This window comes from Flavobacterium aerium (assembly GCF_030766725.1).
Lineage (GTDB): Bacteria > Bacteroidota > Bacteroidia > Flavobacteriales > Flavobacteriaceae > Flavobacterium > Flavobacterium aerium.
The window spans coordinates 277,704-300,807 of the sequence record NZ_JARQWR010000001.1; the positions used below are offsets into that span (position 1 = coordinate 277,704).

At 33.6% G+C, this 23,104-nt stretch carries 19 protein-coding genes; 6 read left to right on the forward strand and 13 right to left on the reverse strand.

What is annotated here, in order from left to right; genetic code table 11:
- Positions 1-89: 89 nt before the first annotated feature.
- Positions 90-1,436 carry a serine hydrolase domain-containing protein gene (locus P6733_RS01330; protein WP_306349776.1) on the reverse strand — a complete coding sequence of 449 codons (1,347 nt, stop codon included), beginning with the start codon at positions 1,434-1,436 and terminating at the stop codon, positions 90-92.
- A 206-nt stretch (positions 1,437-1,642) separates the two neighbouring features.
- Here P6733_RS01330 and P6733_RS01335 point away from each other — a divergent pair, with 206 nt between their 5' ends.
- Positions 1,643-2,338 carry an aspartate/glutamate racemase family protein gene (locus P6733_RS01335; RefSeq protein ID WP_306349777.1) on the forward strand — a complete coding sequence of 232 codons (696 nt, stop codon included), beginning with the start codon at positions 1,643-1,645 and terminating at the stop codon, positions 2,336-2,338.
- A 1-nt stretch (position 2,339) separates the two neighbouring features.
- On the opposite strand, the gene P6733_RS01340 is transcribed toward P6733_RS01335, so the two are convergent.
- The 5 genes from P6733_RS01340 to P6733_RS01360 all read right to left on the reverse strand — a co-directional run bounded on the left by P6733_RS01340 (position 2,340) and on the right by P6733_RS01360 (position 6,291).
- Positions 2,340-2,948 (reverse strand): hypothetical protein, encoded by a 609-nt coding sequence (locus tag P6733_RS01340; RefSeq protein ID WP_306349778.1) that lies wholly within the window; start codon positions 2,946-2,948, stop codon positions 2,340-2,342.
- A gap of 10 nt (positions 2,949-2,958) precedes the next feature.
- Entirely contained in the window at positions 2,959-3,150 is a 192-nt protein-coding gene (locus P6733_RS01345; protein WP_306349779.1) for an ATP-binding protein, read from the reverse strand.
- 10 nt (positions 3,151-3,160) lie between these two features.
- Complete coding sequence (locus P6733_RS01350; RefSeq protein ID WP_306349780.1) at positions 3,161-4,078, reverse strand: PhzF family phenazine biosynthesis protein; 918 nt, start codon at positions 4,076-4,078, stop codon at positions 3,161-3,163.
- Between the two features lie 144 nt (positions 4,079-4,222).
- Positions 4,223-5,590 carry a HAMP domain-containing sensor histidine kinase gene (locus P6733_RS01355; RefSeq protein ID WP_306349781.1) on the reverse strand — a complete coding sequence of 456 codons (1,368 nt, stop codon included), beginning with the start codon at positions 5,588-5,590 and terminating at the stop codon, positions 4,223-4,225.
- A gap of 14 nt (positions 5,591-5,604) precedes the next feature.
- The gene (locus tag P6733_RS01360) at positions 5,605-6,291 is read right to left on the reverse strand and encodes a response regulator transcription factor (protein WP_306349782.1); all 687 of its coding nucleotides are present in this window, start codon (positions 6,289-6,291) and stop codon (positions 5,605-5,607) included.
- Between the two features lie 230 nt (positions 6,292-6,521).
- Here P6733_RS01360 and P6733_RS01365 point away from each other — a divergent pair, with 230 nt between their 5' ends.
- Positions 6,522-7,331, forward strand: a complete 810-nt coding sequence (locus tag P6733_RS01365; RefSeq protein WP_306349783.1) for a porin family protein — start codon at positions 6,522-6,524, stop codon at positions 7,329-7,331.
- On the opposite strand, the gene P6733_RS01370 is transcribed toward P6733_RS01365, so the two are convergent.
- The 3 genes from P6733_RS01370 to asnS all read right to left on the reverse strand — a co-directional run bounded on the left by P6733_RS01370 (position 7,326) and on the right by asnS (position 10,985).
- Complete coding sequence (locus P6733_RS01370) at positions 7,326-7,931, reverse strand: hypothetical protein (protein ID WP_306349784.1); 606 nt, start codon at positions 7,929-7,931, stop codon at positions 7,326-7,328. The genes P6733_RS01365 and P6733_RS01370 overlap by 6 nt on opposite strands.
- Before the next feature lie 70 nt (positions 7,932-8,001).
- Positions 8,002-9,462 (reverse strand): RNA polymerase factor sigma-54, encoded by a 1,461-nt coding sequence (gene rpoN / locus P6733_RS01375; RefSeq protein ID WP_306349785.1) that lies wholly within the window; start codon positions 9,460-9,462, stop codon positions 8,002-8,004.
- Positions 9,463-9,551: 89 nt separating this feature from the next.
- A complete protein-coding gene (gene asnS / locus P6733_RS01380; protein ID WP_306349786.1) occupies positions 9,552-10,985 on the reverse strand; it encodes an asparagine--tRNA ligase in 1,434 nt (477 codons plus the stop codon).
- Between the two features lie 336 nt (positions 10,986-11,321).
- On the opposite strand from asnS, the gene P6733_RS01385 reads away from it, so the two are divergent.
- The 3 genes from P6733_RS01385 (at position 11,322) to P6733_RS01395 (ending at position 15,168) form a co-directional block, all read left to right on the forward strand.
- Positions 11,322-12,092, forward strand: coding sequence for a sensor histidine kinase (locus P6733_RS01385; protein ID WP_306349787.1), 771 nt, complete (start codon positions 11,322-11,324; stop codon positions 12,090-12,092).
- Positions 12,058-12,777, forward strand: a complete 720-nt coding sequence (locus tag P6733_RS01390; protein ID WP_306349788.1) for a LytR/AlgR family response regulator transcription factor — start codon at positions 12,058-12,060, stop codon at positions 12,775-12,777. Before P6733_RS01385 ends, P6733_RS01390 begins: the two co-directional genes overlap by 35 nt.
- Before the next feature lie 120 nt (positions 12,778-12,897).
- On the forward strand, positions 12,898-15,168 hold the full coding sequence (locus P6733_RS01395; RefSeq protein WP_306349789.1) for a cation:proton antiporter: 2,271 nt from the start codon (positions 12,898-12,900) through the stop codon (positions 15,166-15,168).
- A gap of 143 nt (positions 15,169-15,311) precedes the next feature.
- Here the strand turns inward: P6733_RS01395 and aceA are convergent, their stop codons facing one another.
- A complete protein-coding gene (gene aceA, locus P6733_RS01400) occupies positions 15,312-16,589 on the reverse strand; it encodes an isocitrate lyase (protein WP_306349790.1) in 1,278 nt (425 codons plus the stop codon).
- A 34-nt stretch (positions 16,590-16,623) separates the two neighbouring features.
- On the reverse strand, positions 16,624-18,225 hold the full coding sequence (gene aceB / locus P6733_RS01405) for a malate synthase A (RefSeq protein ID WP_306349791.1): 1,602 nt from the start codon (positions 18,223-18,225) through the stop codon (positions 16,624-16,626).
- Positions 18,226-18,345: 120 nt separating this feature from the next.
- On the opposite strand from aceB, the gene P6733_RS01410 reads away from it, so the two are divergent.
- Positions 18,346-19,827 (forward strand): helix-turn-helix domain-containing protein, encoded by a 1,482-nt coding sequence (locus P6733_RS01410; RefSeq protein ID WP_306350030.1) that lies wholly within the window; start codon positions 18,346-18,348, stop codon positions 19,825-19,827.
- A gap of 2 nt (positions 19,828-19,829) precedes the next feature.
- Here the strand turns inward: P6733_RS01410 and P6733_RS01415 are convergent, their stop codons facing one another.
- Positions 19,830-22,328 (reverse strand): DUF5686 family protein, encoded by a 2,499-nt coding sequence (locus P6733_RS01415; RefSeq protein WP_306349792.1) that lies wholly within the window; start codon positions 22,326-22,328, stop codon positions 19,830-19,832.
- A 116-nt stretch (positions 22,329-22,444) separates the two neighbouring features.
- Entirely contained in the window at positions 22,445-23,008 is a 564-nt protein-coding gene (gene frr / locus P6733_RS01420) for a ribosome recycling factor (RefSeq protein ID WP_306349793.1), read from the reverse strand.
- Positions 23,009-23,104 lie beyond the last annotated feature (96 nt).

A 23,104-nucleotide genomic window follows, 5' to 3' on the forward strand; every position in this document is an offset into this window, starting at 1 on the left:
GGAATGTTTTTATAAACATTCCTCCTTGTTTAATTATATGCTTGAAATTGCATTTATTCCGGATGTAACCGTTATAAATTATAAAATAATTACTTTTTCTGTTCCATCAGGTATTTTGCAACAGCATGATAAGCGGGTAATGAAAAAGGATCATTTGCTCCATTGGCTGCGACAGGATGTGAGGCAAAACGAACGATTACCATTTCTGCCTTTGGATCAATGTAAATTGCTTGCCCATGTACACCACGAGCCATGAATGCTCCATTTTCATTGTGTGTAATCCACCACATATTGCGGTAACTCCATCCTTTCAATAATGTATAATTGCTCTTTTTGAAGGCTTTTTTATTCCCCCCTTTTTTAATATCAGTGATGGCTGCTTTTGGGATAATCTGTTGTCCATTGGCAAAACCTTCATTGCGTATTAATTCTCCAAAACGAGCCATATCTCGTAACTCCATATTACTTCCACCCCCTGCAAAAGGAGTTCCAATTGCATCTACAGAGAAGTAAGCATCTTGGTCCATTCCTAATTTACTCCAGATTTTTTCAGATAATACATCGGCTACATTTTTACCGGTTACACGAGCAATAATCCAACCCAGTACATCTGTGTTTACGGTTTTATATCCAAAAGAGTCTCCGTGCTTGCCTTGTTTTTTCACCGTAGGTAAATATTCATAATAGGTTTTGGCACCATTATAATCCTTTGGTTTAGGAAGAGGATTACCAGCCGCAGAAAATTTCCATATTTCTGCATTCGGGTCGGCATAATCTTCACTGAATTTCAAAGCTGTTGTCATATCCATTACTTGACGAACAGTGGCATCACCAAAAGCAGATGTTTTTAATTCTGGAATATAAAATGCGACGGTTTTATCGGGATTGATTGTACCTTCCTGAACGAGTGTACTGGCCAAGGTTCCAATAAGTGATTTTGTCATAGACATTGCAGCATGTTGTCCGTCGATGTTTAAGGCTCCAAAATATTTTTCATAAACAATTTTACCACGATGCATTACCAGAATACCATCGGTATAATTTTTCAGTAGAGATTCATTCCATGTCATGGTTTGTTTTAAACCAATAGGAGTAAAAGTAATATTGTCAATTTGTACGTTTAAATTTGTCGAGAGTGGAGCGGCTGAATTTAAACCTTTGGATACAGTAACGGTAGGCATAAATTGACGCATATGGGCAACACTCCATCGCATACCTGGGAAATCGAAGAAACTTCCATCTTCAAAACGAAGAATGCGATTGTCTGGTGGTGGAGAACCTTGCATCCAGCCCATTTTAATAGGATCGCTTTCTTCTGCACTAAGGAAGTTGGTTTTATCCTGTGCTTTTCCAGTGGTGTGCAATAACAATATACTGGAGAGCAATAACATCGATTTTACTGATTTTAAAGGATGGGAGGATGTAATTTTTTTCATGTTTACCTGTTTTTTTAAGGTGAGAAATATTGAAAAGAAATGCTGGATACTAACCTGAATAGGCTAGCATAATGCGGGTTTGTTTTTTGGTGTGCTATCAAATTTAATAAAAAAATTCATACGAAATGAGAATCAATGTATATTGTGTATTAATAAATTAAGTATCTTACTATAGTAATAAGAGAACATTAAATAACAAGGAGAATATGAAAGTTATCGGTTTAATTGGCGGCATGTCATGGGAAAGTTCGGTTTTGTATTATCAAATAATAAATAGAAGAACGCAACAAACTTTAGGCGGTAGCCATTCATCAGAATGCCTGATGTATTCTGTTGATTTTGGCGAAATCGCTGCATTACAACATCAAGGAGATTGGAATGCTTTAGAAAAGAAAATGATTGATGCTGCTCAACGTTTGGAGCGTGGAGGTGCTGATATGATTTTGATTTGTACTAATACGATGCATAAAATGGCCGATGCTATTGAGCGTAATACAACAATTCCATTATTGCATATTGTGGATAGTACAGCCGAAGCAATTCAGCAAAAATCCTATAAGAAATTGGGGATGCTGGCCACTAAATTTTCGATGGAAGAGGACTTTTTAAAAGATCGTTATAAGACAAAATATGGGATAGAAATTATTGTTCCAAGTGCTGCGGAAAGAACAGAAGTCCATCGAATTATATATGAAGAATTAGTACAGGGTATTATTAAAGAAAGTTCCAAAGAAGTCTATTTGAAAGTAATTGAGAATTTACTAAAAAATGGAGCAGAGGGAATTATTCTTGGATGTACGGAAATTGAACTTTTAATTAACCCCAATGATGTATCTGTCGATGTATTTGCAACAGCAAAACTACATGCAGAAAAAGCAGTTGATATTGCTTTAGGAAAATAAATTAGTTGAACTTCATCTCGATGAGGTAGTAGTGTGGAATATCATATTTATCACCAAATTTTTCTGGATCAAAGTTAGATTGGGCTACTTCACAATAAGAGGAGGAACCATCTTTGTGTTTTGTGGGTGTGATTAAAGATAAAATATAAAAAGCTTTGTTTACAGGAACATCGATTTCAGATTTTGATCCCAAGAAATTTTTGACAACATAGCGTAGATTATTATCCAATAATGTGAAGCTTTCCTTTCTGCTGGCAAATCGGTCTGCGAAAATTTGTATTTTAAACTCTTTTTTATCCGTAATCTTTCCGGCTATTTTAAATTTAATTTTTTCTTCTTTAATTCTGAAATATTCATCTTCTGAACTATCAAATAAGGTGGTTGTTTTGATTAGAATATTTTTTTTAAACTCTTTGATATTGATTTGATAATTTTTTCCAACGAGTTCTTTTCCAGAAAAAACAATTTCATCAATGGATATTTCTTCAAATAATAGTAAGGTTTGTAAATCAGTAGAATAACCAGAATTGATTTTCATTTTTATGCCTTCTTGAGAAAAAGAATTGATAGAAGAAAGGAATAAAATAACGAGTATAAAATAGTTTTTCATAAAAATAAGTTTAAACATGTGGTAATTCAACGGTGAAAGTTGTGCCTTCATTCTGTTTGGAGACGACATGGATTTCACCTTGATGCAATAGAATTATTTTTTGTATTAAAGATAGACCAATTCCATTATCTTGAAAGCGAATAATAGTTTTTGTTTTAAAATAAGTAATAGCAATTGTCCTGCTTAAATCAGGAAGTGGCATTCTCCGTCAATTATATTTTCCACATTCCTTTACTTACCTCTACCACTTTTCCTCCTATTTTTAAGGTATATTTATCATCTTTCAACTCTCCATCTAAGCTAATATATGATTTGCGATTCATTTGAAATCCTTGTTCAATTAAAGCGTATATATTTGATGATTCATTCTTCAGGAGATAAGCAAGAAAACAACCATTTGCACTTCCTGTGGCTGCATCTTCAATTAATTTTTCATTTTCGACACAAAACATTCTGGTATTGAAATCATTTGACTTCTCAAAAGTTTCTTTCGTTACGAAAAATAATGAAGTAGTAAAACCTGTTAGACTGTTTGTTTTGTGTTTTTTTATTTGTTTTAAAAACTCGATTATTTTATGAGAATCAAGTTTAATTCCATTCATTTCCTCCAAGTTAACAATAGGAATGATAATATATGGCAACCCTGTACTGATTTCCTCAATTGGCTTCAGACTATTGAGTGATTTGAGTTTTATTCCTAATCCTTCTGCTATTTCTTTATGAGTATAACTAGTAATAAATTCAGGTTGAGCTTGCGTCATTATAAAATTACTATTATCAATATCATCCACAGAAGTCAAATCGATAATAATTTTAGAATGTTTTAAGTTTAAGGTTACTCTTTTAGCAGGTTTTGGTAGTAAATATTTAGAGATTATAAAAGCAGTTCCTAAAGAAGGGTGACCAGCAAAAGGGACTTCATATTCTGGCGTAAATATTCTAACATCGAATTTCTCGTTGTTATGTTTTTTCTTTACAAATGTAATCTCTGGAAAATTAAGTTCTCGCGCAATTTCAAGCATGTTTTTTTCTGAAGCATTATCTTTATAATCTATAAAAACTGCTAATTGATTTCCTCCATATTTTGATGAAGTAAATACATCAACTAAATAATATTCTATTTCTGCCATTTTTTTATTGTCAATATAGTATGGGCTCTGGTTTGTTGTTCTATTTTGGTTTTTTACAAATTTTTTATACCTTCTTGAGAAAAAGAATTGATAGAAGAAAGGAATAAGATAACGAGTATGAAATAGTTTTTCATAAAAATAAGCTTAAACATGTGGTAATTCAACAGTGAAAGTTGTGCCTTCATTTTGTTTGGAAACGACATGGATTTCACCTTGATGCAATAGAATTATTTTTTGTGTTAAAGATAGGCCAATTCCATTACCGTTGGCGTAATTTTTATTGTTTCCACGGTAAAAAGCAGTGAAAATATTAGGTAAATCTTCTGGACTAATACCAATTCCATTATCTTGGAAGCGAATAATAGTTTTTGTTTTAAAATAAGTAATAGCAATTGTGGTTTCGTTTTCATCAGAGAATTTACAACCATTCTCAATCAAATTCATGAAAGCAACTTTTAATAAATACTCATTACCCATTACAGAAATATAGTCATCGTCTTCAATTTCCTTTTCAAAAATAATATTGACTTTGAATTCGACTTGGTTGTGCATCACATCATTTCGAGCATCCAATAATACTTCATCCAAACGAATTTCTTTGAACCCTATTTCCGTTTGATCATAATTGGCTTTGGCTAAATCCAACAAGCTATTGGACAGACGAACTAATTTTTGAGCGTCATTTATAGCATGGGTAATCGATTCCTGATATTCTTCATTCGTACGCATGTGCCCAATGGTCAATTGTAGTTCGGTGAGCATAGCGGTTAATGGCGTACGCAATTCATGGGAAATATTGGAAACAAAATCTTTTTGAGCATCAAATGATTTTTCCAATCGGTCTAGCATTTCATTAAAAGTAGTGGCCAGTTCAGCAATTTCATCTTTACTATTGGGCATACTAACGCGCAAATCCAGATTTGTAGCGGTGATGATTTTTACTTTATTGATTAATTGGGAAACAGGAGATAAAGCTCTTTTGGAGAAAAATCGTCCCATAATATAAATTAGAACGATAGAAAAGCAGAGTACCACTAATATGGTATTGCGTAGATTCTCAAAGTTATGATATCCATTTTGATCGTAAGCAGCGGCAGTAATTACATAACTCTTATTGTTGATGATATACTTTAAACCGACAACCTGCCATTGATCTTGATAGAATTTGATTTCGTTTTTCTTCAAAACGGATTGAATCATTTTCTGACTTTCTTTTACCACATCAATATCGACTGCATCGTGATAGAGTAGATGAAAAGTATCATCGTAAATTGCCACTTCTACCTCATTAATCGTAGAGCGATTATTGGTGTAGATTTCCTGTAATGTCTTAGTGTCAATCTTGGCTTTAAAATAAAGGTTGGCTTTCGTAATTGCTTCTTTGGATAAGCTATTGTAAAAAGCAGTTTCTCTGCTTTTTTCGCCAGATATATATATGATTACGGCAAATAGCAATAGGATGGAAGCCGTAAGGAAAGTAAAGAGTAAACTAAGTCTGTTTTGGATTGTCATGAAAATCAGTTTAGTTATTGATCGCCATTTTTCAAGATGAAGCCCATACCCGATTTGGTATGAATCAATTTGGTGTCAAAATCTTTATCAATTTTTTTACGTAAGTAATTAATATATACATCGATAAAGTTCGTACCAGTATCAAAATGGGTATTCCATACTTTTTCGGCAATTTCAGTTCGAGACAATACCCGTTCTGCATTTTGCATCATATATTCCAAGAGCTTAAACTCTTTGGGAGTTAGATTAATTTCTTTTCCAGATCGTTTAATGGTTTTGGTGTTGTAATCTAATTCTAAATCGAAATAAGTAAAGGTGTCCGCGTGAAGTACGGCATTACTATTTCGTTTTAAGAGTACTCGAATACGCGCCAGTAATTCTCTAAAGTCAAAAGGTTTAACGAGGTAATCATCAGCGCCAGCATCAAAACCATCTACTTTATCGTCTGTGGTACCAAGGGCTGTCAGCATAATGATGGGAAGAGAGGGGTAGCTTTTTTTCAATTGCTGACATAGATCCAATCCACTAATTTTAGGCAATATGATATCGGTTATTACTAAATCGTAAGTATTGCTTTGACAAAGTTTTTTACCCATTTCACCATCATAAGCAATTTGAGTTTGGAAGTCCTGTTCTTCTAAACCACGTTGGAGTAGAGTTGCGACTCTGGTATCGTCTTCAATGATTAGAATAGTAGGCATGTGTTGAATAAATGATTTTGTATAACAAAAATAGGATAATAAACGAGTAGTCAGTTTGGAATCCGATAATTTTTGAACACGACTATTCTGATGGAGGATTCAAAATATAGAATAGTGTACAAATAAATTGTGTAATATGATTTTTAATTGAACGGTAAAAAACGAAAAGAATAGGATCTGTCACCCAATTCTATTTTTTTTACTACTTTTATTGTGATAATTGAATAGCTATGCACAAACACCTATATATACTTCTTTTTTTCTGTTTTTTCCATTCATTTGCACAAGATACTAAGACGAAAAAGCAAATTTCGGAAGCACAGGAACTTCATGAAAAACAAGAGGTTAAGGAAGAAGTTGAACCTGAAGGGGTGAAAATAGAAGAATCTGATGCGGATAAAGAAAAGAATGATTCTATTACCATTAAAGTTAACGATCCAAAATACAGAGAAGATCAGTTTTACGCTGGACTGACTTATAATCTATTGCAAAATAGACCGGATGATGTTACTCAAAATTCATTTTCATATGGGATTCACTTTGGTTTCCTTAGGGATATGCCAATTAATGAGCGTAGAACTTTTGCCATTGCATTGGGTTTAGGATATTCTATGAACTTCCTGAAGCAGAACATGCTGATTCATAATGAAAATGGAGAAAACACTTATTTTCTTCCTGCTGAAGGAATGGATGTAGGCAAGAATAAAATTTCACTTCATTATTTAGAAGTCCCATTAGAATTTAGATGGCGTACTTCTACTCCAAAAACACACCGTTTTTGGCGTATTTATACCGGTTTAAAATTAAGTTACCTGATTGGCGATAAAGCTCAATTTAGCTATGGTGAGGTCAATGAAAAAATAACAGGTAACCCCGACTTGAATAAGATGATGTACGGTGCGTATGTATCTTTTGGTTATAATACATGGAATTTCCATGTCTATTATGGACTTAATCCGTTGTTTAAATCAGGAACTATTGGTGGGAAATCAATCGATATGAATACGGTGAATTTGGGATTGATATTTTATATCCTATAGCCAGAAATACCACAATCCAATTTGAGGTAGAATTCCTGTCAAAAAACCTAACGTAAGCTCGGTGTAATCATGTGCTTTCATCTCTAATCGGGAAGTAGCAACAATACCAGTACAAAGGGTCAATAAAGAAATAACTTCGACTAATCGAACTTGAGAATGGATACTTATTCCTATTGCAAATATGGTCAATGCGCTCATTCCAACCATATGTAAACTGGCTTTATAACCTAGAATAATAAGAAATAAAGCAACTACAGTACTAATCAAACTCCCAAGAAAATAATAGTATAACTCTGGAATACTATCAATTGTAATGCTTTTTTTAATTAGTATTAAAAGTAAAAGGGCATGTATGGCTAGTGGAATTCTTCGCTGTGATTTATCATTGAGCATAATAGAATTTACTTTTCCTAAAGAAAGTAGGAAGTAGTAAATCGAAACAGGAATTAGAATCGTTACAATCAGGATTTGAATCAGAATTAAATAAATATCCTGATAGATAAAGTAGCGATTACTAAAGAAAAAGTATAGCAAAGCCGCAAAAACCGATATGAATAACGGGTGAAAAATATATGAAAAAACAGGGAGGATTTTTTTCAAAATAAATTTTTTAGAGTGTATTAAACAAAAGGCCCAACGATTTAGTAAAAACTGGGCGCTTCTATTTTTTTTACATTTTCTTTCTCATTCGAGCGACAGGAATATCAAGTTGTTCTCTATATTTTGCAATAGTACGGCGCGCAATAGGATATCCTTTCTCTTTTAATATTTCAGCCAATTTATCATCTGGAAGTGGTTTTCTTTTGTCCTCTTCTTCGATAACGTTTTGTAGTATTTTTTTAATTTCAAGAGTTGATACTTCTTCACCTTGATCGTTCATCATGGCTTCAGAGAAGAACTCTTTAATTAGTTTTGTACCATAAGGTGTGTCAACATATTTACTGTTTGCAACACGAGATACGGTTGAAATATCTAAGCCAACCATATCCGCAATATCCTTAAGGATCATTGGTTTTAGTTTGGTTTCATCACCATCAAGAAAATATTCTTCTTGGTAATGCATGATTGCATTCATGGTTACATATAATGTTTCCTGACGTTGTCTAATTGCATCAATAAACCATTTGGCAGAATCCAGTTTCTGTTTGATAAATTGAACGGCCTCTTTTTGAGCGTTCGATTTTTCTCGGGCTTCTTTGTAACCTTGTAACATTTCTTGGTAATCTTTTGAAACGTGTAGTTCAGGAGCATTACGGCCATTTAATGAAAGTTCAAGTTCCCCATCGACAATTTTAATTGCAAAATCGGGAACGACATGTTCAATCACTCTGTTATTTCCAGCATAAGCTCCACCCGGTTTAGGGTTTAACTTTTCAATTTCATCAATTGCCTTTTTTAATTGCTCTTGTGAAACCTCATATTTCTGTAATAATTTGTCGTAATGCTTCTTAGTAAAAGCTTCAAATTGATTTTCAATAATATCTGTGGCTAAAGCAATGGCTTCAGTTGGAGTTTTGTGTTTCAATTGAAGCAGCAGGCACTCTTGTAAATCACGTGCGCCTACACCCGAAGGCTCTAACTCATGAACGATGTGTAATATTCTTTCTACAGTTTTCTCATCAGTATAAATACCTTGAGTAAAAGCCATATCATCTACAATTTCTTGAATGCTACGGCGAATGTATCCCATATCGTCAATACTTCCTACCAAAAATTCGGCAATCTCACGATCGCTGTCATTTAAGATAAAAGTATTCAGTTGATTGATTAAATCTTGATGAAAACTTACAGGCGAGGCCAATGGCATAGAACGATCTTCATCGTCATCACTGTAATTATTCGACTGTGTTTTATAACTTGGTACTTCATCGTCACTCAAGTACTCATCAATATTTATATCTTCTGCGTCAATACGGTCAGAATCCTCGTAATCATCATATGCCTCAGTGTCAAATTCATCCTTTTCGTAATCATCCTCTTCTTTTCCGGACTCTAGGGCTGGATTTTCAACCATTTCCTCTTTTAGACGTTGTTCAAAAGCTTGCGTAGGCAATTGAATTAACTTCATCAACTGAATTTGTTGTGGAGATAATTTCTGGGATAATTTTAGTTGTAAAAATTGCTTAAGCATTCAATATTATTTATACGTTTAATCGTGAAATACGTTTAATTGTAATTTAAATTAATAATTCAATATAAGAATAATCCGTGGACTATTTTTTAAAACTCAGCGTTTTGTGGTGTTCTTGGGAAAGGAATTACGTCTCTAATGTTTGACATTCCTGTTACAAAAAGAACTAATCTTTCAAATCCTAATCCAAAACCACTGTGTACTGCTGTTCCAAATCTACGCGTGTCTAAATACCACCATAGTTCTTTTTCATCAATACCTAGATCTTTAATTTTTTCTAGTAAAACGTCCAAACGTTCCTCTCTTTGTGATCCTCCTACGATTTCACCAATTCCAGGGAAAAGGATATCCATTGCTCTTACCGTTTGTTGATCTTCATTCAAACGCATGTAGAACGCTTTAATTTTTGCAGGATAATCAAACAAGATTACAGGACATTTAAAGTGTTTTTCCACTAAGAAACGTTCGTGCTCACTTTGTAAATCAGCACCCCATTCTTCAATGATATAGTTGAATTTTTTATTTTTATTTGGTTTTGAGTTTTTCAAAATATCAATTGCTTCAGTATAGCTCACACGTTTGAAGTTGTTTTCTAATACGAAGTTTAATTTTTCCAATAAACCCATTTCACTTCTTTCAGCCTGTGGTTTTGATTTTTCTTCTTCAGTTAGACGTTGGTCTAAGAATTTCAAATCATCTTCACATTTCTCTAAAGTGTATTTAATAACATACTTAATGAAATCTTCTGCAAGATCCATGTTGTCATCCAAGTTATTGAAGGCAACCTCTGGCTCAATCATCCAGAATTCTGCCAAGTGACGAGAAGTATTTGAATTTTCTGCACGGAATGTAGGTCCAAAAGTATAGATTTGACCTAATGCCATAGCATATGTTTCACCTTCTAATTGTCCAGAAACAGTTAAGTTAGTTTCTTTACCAAAAAAATCTTCTTTATAATTTACTTTTCCTTCTTCAGTACGTGGTGTTTTGTCAAATGGTAAAGCCGTAACTTTAAACATTTCGCCAGCACCTTCTGCATCCGATCCCGTAATAATTGGAGTATTTACATAGAAAAAACCATTTTCTTGGAAATATTGGTGTACAGCAAAAGAAAGTACAGAACGTACACGCATAATAGCACCAAAAGCATTGGTTCTAATACGTAAATGTGCATTGTCACGTAAAAACTCTAAAGAGTGTTTCTTCGGTTGCATTGGGTATTTTTCAGGATCAGAATCACCTAAAATTTCCAAATGCGTTACTTGGATTTCTACAGTTTGTCCAGCACCTTGACTTTCAATCAAAGTTCCTTTTATACTAACAGCTGCACCAGTAGTAATTCTTTTTAGAACTTCTTCTGGAGTATTCTCAAAATCAACTACACATTGAATATTATTAATGGTCGAACCATCATTTAAAGCGATAAAACGATTACTTCTAAAAGTTCTTACCCAACCTTTGGCATATACTTCATGAAGTGTATTCTTACTATTCAATAAGTCTTTAACTTTCGTGTGTTTCATTGTACTGTTTATTTCTATATTATAATTTAATTCGATGTTGGAAGAACAAATATAATTTTTTTTCAAAATTAATGGACTTATAGGCTATTGTTAAAGGATCCCATAAGCTTGTTCTTTAAAGTATTACTTTTACAAAAGTATACAGCTTGCAAAGATAACGAAACGATAGTAAATTGTAGAATTTAATACGTGAGATTTATTGCCTTTTTAAGCAAATGATCTCGTTTTTTGGAGAAAATAAACAAACAGACGTCCGTTTTAAATGGACAGACGATGTAAAATTTAAAATAACTATTATTCCTATCTTTGAAACGGTTTTAAAAATGAAGTATTCTTATGGTATATGCAGTGGAGATTAGTGAGTCATTTTCGATAATCCTTTTTGGAATGTTATTTATTCTGATTGTGATGCTGTTGTATCTCATCAGCAGGTTAGTCAAATCGGAAAACAAAAAGAAAGAAGTAGAAGAGAAGTTTTATTCTTTGGAATTAAAAGTGAATAACCTTCAGTTGGAAACATTAGAGTCAAAATTGAATCCACATTTATTCAAAAATATCCTGAATTCTATTCAGTCCCATGCTTATCAAACCTATTTTGCATTAGATAAATTAGCGAACGTATTGGATTACATTTTATATGAAAGCCGGAAAAAATTCGTTTCACCAAAAGAAGAAATTGAATTTGCTTTGAACTTAATTGAAATTAATAAAATCAAGTTGAGTCCGCTTTTTGAATTAAAGGTGAAAACAAAAATTAACGAAAATGAATTATTGTTTGATCAACGTTTATTAGCACCATTAATTTCAATTGACTTTATTGAAAATGCGTTCAAACATGCCGACTTGCAAAGCCCAGATGCTTTTATTTCGGTTGTTTTTGAGTTTAAAGAAAACTGTTTTAATCTAACTGTTTCCAATAAAATATCAGATAAAAAGGCCTTAATCAAAGAGAATAGCGGAATAGGATCGGATACATTGGAACAACGATTAAGAATTATTTACAAAAATAATTTCAGACTTAAAAAGTTTATAGAAGACGAAGTTTATATTGCACATTTAAAAATTAATTTACTTGAACACAAAGCTCAAATGTTTACTGCTGGATGATGAATTACCAGGGTTAACGTATCTGAAAATGTTATGTGAACAAATTCCGGAATTGGAAATTGTAAAATCATTTGACAATCCTGAAAAATTATTAGCGGAGATGGATCAGTTAGATTTTGACCTGTGTATACTCGATATCGAAATGCCGGGAATCGATGGGTTGAGTGTGGCCAATTTATTGAAAGATAAAATGGTGATTTTTACAACAGCTTATAAAGAATACGCTACGGATGCTTTTGATATTGATGCGGTAGATTATATTACAAAACCAGTCAAAAAAGAACGTCTTCAAAAAGCAATTGCAAAAGCAATTGAACGTATGGATAAAAAGCCTGCGATTAAAAAATTCATTCAAGTAAACACAGACAAAGGAAAAGCATTGCTCTTTTTTGATCAGATTTTAATGATGAGAATTTCCAGTACAGAGAGCAGGGATAAACAAGTGCTTTTGGAAAATGGCGATACGATTGTCTTGAAAAATATTACCTACGATAAATTGTTGAAACAGCTGCCACAAAGTGATTTTTGTAGGGTTAACAAAAAAGAAGTAATTGCAATGACTGCGGTTAAGTTCTTTGCACATGATGAAATTACAACAAACATTTTGGACAAATCAGGAAAGGCAATTGCTTTAGTTTTAAGTGATATTTATCGTTCTGATTTTCTAATGAAAGTCAAAGTGTAAATTCATTACATTTTTTTTCCATCTTATTACATTTCCGACGAATTACATTACGTAAGGCTTTTTTACTAGCTATTCTCTGTTCACCTTTGCGGGAAATTAAGAGAATAGAAATACACGCTTATGAAAAAGTTTAAAAACACATTTTTCTACTTAGGAGTTATCGGAACAGCTTCGGCATTCATGTACTGGATTATCACAAAAGGGAAAGTTTTAGAGCAAGGACGAGATGTTGTTCATAGCACTTCTGGGGAAACACAATGGGAGGCTTTTATGTCTTCAATGTTACATAATATTCAACATCCTTTAGCAATACTTTTAGCTCAAATCATCACTATTATATTAGTTGCCCGTTTCTTTGGGTGGGTATCTCGTAAAATAGGTCAGCCCTCAGTAATTGGTGAAATTGTTGCCGGTATTGTTCTAGGGCCATCACTTGTAGGAATGTATTTTCCGGAATTTTCTGCGGCATTATTTCCAAAAGAATCCTTAGGGAACCTGCAGTTTTTAAGCCAGATTGGTTTAATCTTATTCATGTTTGTGATTGGGATGGAATTAGATTTAAAAGCTTTAAAAAATAAAGCACATGAAGCGGTAGTAGTGAGCCATGCCAGCATTATTATACCATTTACACTAGGAATTGGTTTAGCCTATTATATTTATTATTCGTTTGCTCCACAAGGAGTAGAGTTTTTATCCTTTGGACTATTCATTGGTATTGCAATGAGTATTACCGCATTTCCTGTATTGGCACGAATTGTTCAGGAACGAGGAATTCATAAGACCCGTTTAGGGACTATGGTAATTACCTGTGCTGCGGCCGATGATATCACGGCCTGGTGTATTCTTGCAGCAGTTATTGCGATTGTAAAAGCAGGATCGTTTGTAAGTTCACTTTACATTATTGGTTTAGCAATTATCTATGTTATGTTGATGCTAAAAGTGGTAAGACCTTTCTTGAAAAGAGTAGGAGATTTGAACTCAACCCACGAGAATTTAAGTAAACCAGTAGTGGCAATTTTCTTTTTAACGATGGTTATATCATCCTATGTAACCGAAATTATTGGAATCCACGCTTTATTTGGAGCATTCATGGCAGGAGCAATTATGCCTGATATTGCTAAATTCAGAAATATATTTATTGAAAAAGTAGAAGACGTTTCGGTAATCTTATTATTGCCTTTATTCTTTGTATTTACCGGTTTACGCACCGAAATAGGTTTGTTGAACGACCCTTATTTATGGAAAATCACAGGATTGATAATTTTGGTTGCCGTTGTTGGGAAGTTTTTGGGAAGCGCCTTGGCAGCCAAATTTGTTGGGCAAAACTGGAGAGACAGCTTGACGATTGGAGCATTGATGAATACTAGAGGATTAATGGAATTAATCGTTTTAAATATTGGATTTGATTTAGGCGTATTATCACCGAAAATCTTTGCAATGATGGTTATCATGGCATTAGTAACGACATTTATGACAGGTCCAGCATTGGATTTAATTGACAAGATTTTCAAGAAAAAGAATTCTATTATCCCAGAAGAAATTAGCAGTAAAACAAAATACCGAGTATTGATTTCATTTGGTAACCCAGAACGTGGAAAAACATTATTGAGATTGGCGAATAGTTTTGTGAAAAAACAAAGTGGTAGTTCGACAATTACAGCGATGCACTTGTCCTTGAGTAACGAAACCCATTCGTTCAATGTTGAAGAAAATGAAAAAGACAGTTTTGCACCAATTATTTCAGAATCGCAAGATTTAGATCAAAAGGTATACACCATCTTTAAAGTGTCCAATGATATTGATTCTGATATTGCGGATATTGCTAATCAAGGAGATTACGACCTCTTGATGATTGGTTTAGGACAATCGATATTTGAAGGAACATTATTAGGGAAAGTATTAGGTTACACCACTCGAATTATTAATCCAGATCGTTTAATCGATAAGTTTATTGGTAAAGAAGGACTGTTTGAAAATTCTCCTTTTGATGATAGAACAAGACAGATTATTACCAAAAGTAAAATGCCAGTTGGGATTCTAGTGGATAAAGATTTACAAGAAGTTAATCAGGTGTTTATGCCAATATTTAGTGCAGAAGATGCCTTCCTGATTGAATACGCACAAAAGTTGATTAATAATAATGGATCCCAAGTTACGGTATTGGATGCTGCGGGTCATATTAAAAATAACCATGAAATAAGAGAGAGTATCCGCTCCATTGAACAAACTGCTCCCAATCATATTATGATGATGAATGAACGTGTGATGAAGAAAGAATTTTTAGGAAAACAACACTTGATGATTATCAGTTTGAGTAGTTGGAAAAAACTAATTGATTCTCAAAGTACTTGGTTGAATAACACACCATCTGTATTGATTATTAAACCATAATAAAGCAAATACGTTTACAATAAAAGGTTGCATTAATTCAATTGGATTAGATCATACATTTTGAAACAGAAAGGTATCCTCTAATAAAAAAACAAATCCCGATAATCATCGGGATTTGTTTTTTTATATAAATAAATGAAAGATTAGAATTGTGCAATCTCTGTAGAATCTTTCATTGCCATTGTAGAGCTATTGCCTGTTGTAACTGTGTTTTGTACGGCATCAAAGTAACTGGTTCCAACAAAATTTTGATGTTTTACCGCTTTAAAACCATGTTGTTGTAAAGCAAATTCTCTTTCTTGTAATTCAGAATAACCTGCCATGCCTCTTTCTTTATACGCTTTAGATAGCTCAAACATACTGGTATTTAAAGCATGGAATCCTGCTAAAGTGATGAATTGAAATTTATAGCCCAGCGCAGCTAAATCTTCACGGAAAGTTTCCATTTCAGCAACAGATAGTTTTGCAGCCCAGTTGAAAGAAGGAGAACAATTGTAAGCTAACATTTTATCTGGGTATTGCGCATGAATTGCTTCGGCAAACTGACGGGCAAATTCTAAATCGGGATTACTGGTTTCCATCCAGATTAGATCAGCATAAGGAGCATAACTTAATCCACGGTCAATACCTTGATCTATTCCTGCATTTACATAATAGAATCCTTCCGGCGTGCGTTCGCCAGTGATGAATTTACGATCACGTGGGTCAATATCACTAGTTATTAAATTAGCAGCATCAGCATCCGTTCTGGCAATAATAAGGGTAGGAGTTCCCATAACATCGGCAGCTAAACGAGCGGCAACAAGTTTGTTGATTGCTTCTTGTGTTGGAACTAATACTTTACCTCCTAAGTGACCACATTTTTTAGCGGAACTTAGCTGATCTTCAAAATGAACAGCCGAAGCACCTGCTTCAATCATGGATTTCATTAATTCAAAAGCATTCAGATTTCCACCAAAACCAGCTTCTGCATCTGCAATAATAGGAACTAAATAATCTTTTTGATTCGCTATTCCATTCACAACCTGAATTTGATCGGCACGTAATAGAGCATTGTTGATTCTTTTTACCACAGTAGGTACACTGTTTACAGGATATAGCGATTGATCAGGATACATTTCTCCAGAAAGATTAGCATCTGCAGCAACTTGCCATCCACTTAAATAAATAGCTTCTAGACCCGCTTCGACTTCTTGTACAGCTTGGTTTCCCGTAAGCGCACCCAGTCCTGCAACGAAATCTTGTGTTGTTAATCGATTCCAAAATTTTTCTGCCCCAATACGAGCAATGCTGTGTTCTATTTTGTATGATCCTTGTAACTGTACTACTTTTTCGGCTGTATAAGGACGTTCAATACCTTTCCATCTTGGATTTGTTGTCCAATCGCTTACTAATTGCTGAATTCTGTCTTCTGTTTTCATAATGCTATTTTTTTGTGTTGTTTATAGAGTGGGTTTAGATGTATTCGTATGCAGGCAGGGTTAGGAATTCTTCAAAATCTTCATTCAATACAAGCTGGTCCAATAATTCTTTTGCCAGTTTGAATTTTCCTTTTTCAAAAACGTCTGTGCCAACCATTTTTTCAATTTTAGCCATTTCAATTTGTGAGAAAGTATTGTAATCCTGAATGGTGAATGGGCTCCCATTTTCTAGAGGAACAGCATTGTGTAACCATTGCCATAATTGTGTTCTCGATATTTCGGCAGTTGCCGCATCTTCCATCAGGTGGTATAATGCCGCTGCACCTTGACCATTTAACCATGAAGCAATATATAATATGGCTATATTGATGTTTTTATGGATTCCTTCTTGGGTAACGGTTCCTTCTGGTTTTTCAATTAAATCTTGTTCAGTAATGACCAAATCAGCTCTTTTTATATGGATCTGATTTTTAGTAGGCATGATTTGATTGAATACTTTCAAGGCAACAGGCACTAATGCAGGATGTGCGACCCATGTGCCATCGTGTCCGTTTTTCGCTTCCAGTTCTTTGTCATTGGTTACCTTTTGAAAAGCCAGGGCATTGGCTTCCGGATTATTATTGATGGGAATCTGTGCTGCCATTCCACCAATTGCCAAAATGCCTCTTTTGTGACATTTTTGAATCACTAATTTGGAATAAGCGCTCATAAATGGAGATTTCATAGTCACCTGGTCTCGGTTTGGGACAATTAGATTACGATGCGTTTTTAGTTTTTTGATGTAAGAGAAAATATAATCCCATCGGCCACAGTTCAACCCAACGATATGATTTCTTAATTCATAGATTATTTCATCCAATTGGAAACTAGCCGTTATTGTTTCAATTAATACAGTCGCTTTAAAAGTGCCTTTTGTTACACCAAGATATTCTTCGGTAAACTCAAATACTTCATCCCACCATCTTGCTTCCAGATAATGCTCAAGTTTTGGAAGATAGAAGTAAGGAGCGGTATTGTTTTTTAATAAGTTTTTATAATTGTGGAAAGCATATAAACCAAAATCAACTAGAGATGCGGAGGCTTCTTCTTGGTTAATCAATAGATTTTTTTCATGAAGATGAAGTCCTCTAGGTCTCACAATCAGAACTGCTGTTTCGGGTAGTAGCTGATATGTTTTGTCCTTTTTGGTGTCAACCAATTTGATTTTTTTAGAAACAGCATCTTTTAAATTCTGCTGACCAGTCATTATGTTATTCCAAGTAGGAGCAGTACTGTCTTCAAAATCTGCCATGAATGTTTTTGCGCCAGAATTTAGGGCATTGATAATCATTTTTCGATCTACAGGGCCCGTAATTTCAACACGACGATCAAGTAAATCCGCTGGAATTGATGCAGCTACCCAGTTCCCTTTTCGGATGTCTTCCGTTTCAGGATGAAATTTTGGAACAGCACCTTGATCAAATTCTTTTTGAAGCTCTGCTCGTTGTGATAATAAGCCGATTCGGTTTGTGTTGAATTTTTTATGTAGTGCTATTAAAAATGCAATTGCCTCATCCGTTAAAATATTTGGATAATAATTGGTCACTTTCGGATTAAAATCCAGTGCTTTTAAATTGTGATGAACTAAATTTTCCATAATCGAATTGTTTGGTTATGACAATATTAGAAAAAAGAATATTACAAAACAAGCGAACGTTCGCTAAAAATACAAAATTCGTCAAAATTGTTATTTTATAAAAAAATGTATCTTTGGAAAATGGTTATAGAGGGAGAATATATAAAGCTCATATTTGGGTTAAAACTAAGACAGGTTCGTACAGAAAGAAACCTGTCACTTTTCGGTTTGGCAAAACTTACAGATTTGTCAAAGTCCTATTTGAATGAAATAGAAAAAGGAAAGAAATATCCCAAAACGGATAAGATTGTTTTGTTAGCAGAACATCTGGAAGTTTCGTATGATCATTTGGTTTCCTTGAAACTGGATAAAAATCTAGCCCCAATTGGAGAGATTTTACAATCGGGGATATTAAAAGAAATTCCTTTGGATCTTTTTGGGATTCATGAAGGAGATTTAATTGATATTATTGCTAATGCTCCTGCAAAAGTGAATGCCTTTATCAGTACACTGGTGGAAATATCACAACATTATAACCTGAGTAGGGAAAGTTTCTTTTTGGCCTCGTTACGTTCGTATCAGGAAGCACAAAATAATTATTTTGATGATTTAGAAGACAAAGTAGTTCAGTTTGCAAAAGCCTATCAAGTGAATCTCAATAAAATGATTGATTCGGAAGAGCTGAAAGAAATTTTGATCGAGGAATATGGTTATACGATTAATGATGATGAATTATCTGAACAACAGGAATTAGAAAATCTAAGGTCTATTTATGTTGCAAAAACAAAGACATTATTGATTACTCGTGATATTGATGAAGCCCAGAAAGCATTTATTTTCGCGAAAGAAATTGCATATAATTATTTAAAAATAACCGACCGTTTATTCACATTCAGTTGGATTAAATTTGAAAACTTTGATCAAGTGCTGAATAATTTTTATGCTTCATATTTTGCTGGAGCCTTAACAATTCCAAGAGCAAAACTGGTGGAAGAATTGAATGGTTTTTTAGCAAATAAAAAATATAATGCCGCTTTATTTGTAGAGATGATGCAAAAATTTAATGCCTCACCAGAATCATTTTATCAGCGGTTAACTAATATTTTACCGAAAGATTTCCAATTGAAAAATTTGTTCTTTTTGCGATTAACGCATCGTATAGGAAGTGATAAATATCAATTGAAAAAAGAGCTGCATATTACACATCAGCAAGAACCTCATGCAAATGAAATGAATGAGCATTATTGCAGAAGATGGGTGGCTATTCATACGATTAATGAAATGGAACGTTCGGCAAAGCAACATGTTTTTGATGCCCAAATTTCCCAATATGAGAATAGTAAAAATGAATATTTAGTACTCTCTTCGGCAACGCCAGATCCTTTTAGGAATAACTACTTGAGAAGTATTTCGGTAGGGATATTGATCACTCCGGCATTGAAAAATAAATTCAAATTTATTGATGATCCTATTATAAAAAAACAAATTGTAGGAGTTACCTGTGAAACTTGTGCGGTAAAGGATTGTTTGGAAAGAGTTACACCACCACTACAATTGGAACGCAAAAATAAGAATTTGAAAACAGAAAATCTAGTACAGAATTTAATGTCTAAATTCAGTTAGGATTACAGTCCTAATGTGAAAATATACGTTAGTTTAATGGATAAGTTTTGATCAAAATGAGCTAACTCATATGGGCCATAACGGAAAAATCCAGAAAGACCAAATCCTTTAAAGATTTGATTTAATTCTACACCCGACTCATAATATCCATTATTCATGGTTTTGTAATCAATCCCTACATGTTGCTCTTGTTTGGCAAGATTACCCCAACCGGCACGCGTTACTAAAACAAGAGAAGGTCTTATTTTTTTAGTAATGGTAACTCTTTTAAATCCATGTTTTAATTGGAAAAAAGCATATTTACTAGAGAAAAACTCATTGAAATACATTGTTTCAAAACTGTTCTTTCCTGCAATGGTAATTCTTTTCAATATTCCACTACGATCTAAGTTGTTTGGAGAGGTATTGTATAAGTGTGTTAATGGAACATCACCTAATGCATATCCACCTTCAAATAATAAAGCGGTTTTTTGACCATTTAGGTATTTTTGTTCATATTCCATTCGAAGATCGAATTTGCTGAACTCAAAATCATTATCAATTACCTTTGGTAAAGATTGGGTGTATTGAAAGGTGAATTTTGGGAATCGTTTTTCAGTTTCTATACGACCATTTGGGGTTTGCATAAAATCACTAAAAGGATTCCATTGTATGGATACAACGGCAGTGGTCATCGTGTATTTTTCAAACAATTTATTGTTGACATAATATAAATAGTCAAATTTTGGCTCAACAACACTATGGGTAAGTTGCCAAATACTTTCTGTTTTTGGAAGGATTTTCGTTTCGATAAAGGCATTCCAAGTACGATGATTGTAAAAGGTACTTACGTTGATAGGACGTGGGTCGTATAGACGAAATACTCTTTTATCAATAGCAAAAGTGGTACTTGCAATTTCTCGTACATCATCGGTATAGGAACCTCCAACCCATGAATTGGAGAATTTACCTAAACGTACTGCTCCTCCAAAACTATATTTGAAGGCATCATCTTTAGTACCATAAACGGTATATCCCTCAATTCGGAAACGTTGAGAAAAACGATCATTTGTGATTCCTCCTAGCCCAACACGGAATCCTTCATAATTGTTATATCGGAATAAGTAACGCAAGTCTAAATCGATAAATCCTATAGGCACATACCCATTGATTAATTTTCGTCCGAATTTTAATTTCTGCTCAATGCCTTCTTTTGCCACAAGGCTATCTAATGCAACATATGTACGAACACTTCGAGCATCTAAACTATCCTTGCGATAGGTATTCCAGTAATCATCGGGTTTATTAATAGCATCATCCTTGATTTCAATGGCAATTGCTGCTTTTTTAATTTTTAAAGGAATGTTGAATTTAGTTTCAAAATAAGTAGATTCGGATAAAAGATACACGAAATCGGAAGTGACTTTTTTGCTCGTTACATCATCCGACTCTTCATCTGATGCTTCAAACTTAATGTTTCCGCCAAAAATTTTGATATCATCATCGTTGTTTCCTTTGGCTATTTTAAATATTTTTTTAGTCGGAAACCAAACCTTCTCATTTTCTACATATTCATATTCATGCGTAGCACTTACATCTAGGACACCTTTTGTACGAATAATAGCTTTTGCTACAGCAGAATTTTCTACATCAATATAAACAACACCCTGTAAAGCTGCTTTTTTCGACTTCTTCTGATGTTGGAAGTAGATCATGTAAGTTTTACGACCATCGATATTAACCGTGTCTAAAAGCTTATAGCGGTATGTGTTTAGTGCATAATCGGCAATAGGACTATCATAATCCGTTTCCAAAAGCTCATAGCTATTATTGTAGATCGAAAAAGATTGTAATTTGACAGCAATCAATTCGTATATGGGTTGTTTGAAACCGGCCATTTTGGTCGCCAAAACAGTTTCTTTGAAACCTTGATTATTAAATTGAAAGAGCGATACTTTTTCTGTTTGATAAAGATGCTGTTTATCAATTATCTTTTTGAATTTGTAATCCGTAGAGTCAATCTTCACAAAATTCTTATGGTTGTTTTTTTCAACATAAATGCTGTCTAAACTACCGTTAATAGAGTCAGGATTAGCAGTAACGACAAGTTTATTATAAGATTTAAACTCGAAGCTTTTTAATTTTTTTTCAGGATTATTATTTCTTTTGTTTTGAATAACATTCCGAATAATGGTTATGGCGGGATTTTCTCCTACCGTAACAGCATTTAATTCCTCTGTATTGGCTGTCATTTTAATGATGAAATGACTTTTTGTATGCTCTACCGCTATAGTTTGGTTTTTGTATCCCACATAAGAAATGGTAATCTTAGTAAGACTCGTATTGTAATCCAATATAAACTTTCCGGTAATATCCGTAATCGTTGAAGTCCCATTGTCCCCGACAACATTCGCAAAAGGAAGTGCCTTATCAGTATCATTATTTTTTACAATACCGCTAATTTGCCCTTGTGAAAAGGAAATAAAACTTGAAAGCAACAATAAGATTGTGAATAGTCTCATGTGTGGAATTTATATATGGACGATTTGAAGCTTAAATTATTACAGGATTTTGGCAGTTAATATTGGATAACAAAAAAAATCCGCCATCGGCGGATTTCAATAATCAGTAAATTTGATTATACCTTCATGATTTCAGCATCTTTAACGCTCAATAAATCATCAATTTTTTTGATATAACTATTGGTTAGATTTTGAACATCTTCTTCAGCACTTTTACAAATGTCTTCAGAAGTACCTTCTTTTTCTAATTTTTTAATTTCGTTGTTTGCTTCTTTTCTGGAATTTCTAATTCCAATTTTAGCATCCTCAGCTTCTACTTTAGCTTGTTTTGCTAAATCACGACGTCTTTCCTCAGTCAATGGTGGAACACTAATAATAATGTTATCTCCATTATTCATTGGATTAAAGCCAAGATTAGCAATCATAATTGCTTTTTCAATTGGGTGAAGCATGTTTTTCTCCCAAGGTTGAATTGTAATGGTAAGAGCATCAGGAATACTGATATTCGCTACTTGAGAAAGAGGAGTTTGCGCTCCATAATAATCAACTTTAACACCACCTAACATCGCAGGACTAGCTTTTCCGGCACGGATATTTAAAAATTCTTTCTCCAAGTGCGCCAAAGATCCTTCCATTGATTCTTTTGTACTGTCTAATATGAAATTAATTTCTTCAGTCATTGTAATTATCTTTAATTAATTCGATTTTTTTTTAGCATCATAACTTAATATTGAGTCATGAATGCTAGCTCAAAATAGTTTTTATTGTAAAAGAAT

Excerpts from the sequence above, each read along its gene's own strand:
- P6733_RS01330 (WP_306349776.1), bottom strand. The coding sequence starts at position 1,436 with ATGAAAAAAATTACATCCTCCCATCCTTTAAAATCAGTAAAATCGATG.
- P6733_RS01335 (WP_306349777.1), top strand. The coding sequence starts at position 1,643 with ATGAAAGTTATCGGTTTAATTGGCGGCATGTCATGGGAAAGTTCGGTT.
- P6733_RS01340 (WP_306349778.1), bottom strand. The coding sequence starts at position 2,948 with ATGAAAAACTATTTTATACTCGTTATTTTATTCCTTTCTTCTATCAAT.
- P6733_RS01345 (WP_306349779.1), bottom strand. The coding sequence starts at position 3,150 with ATGCCACTTCCTGATTTAAGCAGGACAATTGCTATTACTTATTTTAAA.
- P6733_RS01350 (WP_306349780.1), bottom strand. The coding sequence starts at position 4,078 with ATGGCAGAAATAGAATATTATTTAGTTGATGTATTTACTTCATCAAAA.
- P6733_RS01355 (WP_306349781.1), bottom strand. The coding sequence starts at position 5,590 with ATGACAATCCAAAACAGACTTAGTTTACTCTTTACTTTCCTTACGGCT.
- P6733_RS01360 (WP_306349782.1), bottom strand. The coding sequence starts at position 6,291 with ATGCCTACTATTCTAATCATTGAAGACGATACCAGAGTCGCAACTCTA.
- P6733_RS01365 (WP_306349783.1), top strand. The coding sequence starts at position 6,522 with ATGCACAAACACCTATATATACTTCTTTTTTTCTGTTTTTTCCATTCA.
- rpoN (WP_306349785.1), bottom strand. The coding sequence starts at position 9,462 with ATGCTTAAGCAATTTTTACAACTAAAATTATCCCAGAAATTATCTCCA.
- asnS (WP_306349786.1), bottom strand. The coding sequence starts at position 10,985 with ATGAAACACACGAAAGTTAAAGACTTATTGAATAGTAAGAATACACTT.
- P6733_RS01385 (WP_306349787.1), top strand. The coding sequence starts at position 11,322 with ATGGTATATGCAGTGGAGATTAGTGAGTCATTTTCGATAATCCTTTTT.
- P6733_RS01395 (WP_306349789.1), top strand. The coding sequence starts at position 12,898 with ATGAAAAAGTTTAAAAACACATTTTTCTACTTAGGAGTTATCGGAACA.
- aceA (WP_306349790.1), bottom strand. The coding sequence starts at position 16,589 with ATGAAAACAGAAGACAGAATTCAGCAATTAGTAAGCGATTGGACAACA.
- aceB (WP_306349791.1), bottom strand. The coding sequence starts at position 18,225 with ATGGAAAATTTAGTTCATCACAATTTAAAAGCACTGGATTTTAATCCG.
- P6733_RS01410 (WP_306350030.1), top strand. The coding sequence starts at position 18,346 with ATGGTTATAGAGGGAGAATATATAAAGCTCATATTTGGGTTAAAACTA.
- P6733_RS01415 (WP_306349792.1), bottom strand. The coding sequence starts at position 22,328 with ATGAGACTATTCACAATCTTATTGTTGCTTTCAAGTTTTATTTCCTTT.
- frr (WP_306349793.1), bottom strand. The coding sequence starts at position 23,008 with ATGACTGAAGAAATTAATTTCATATTAGACAGTACAAAAGAATCAATG.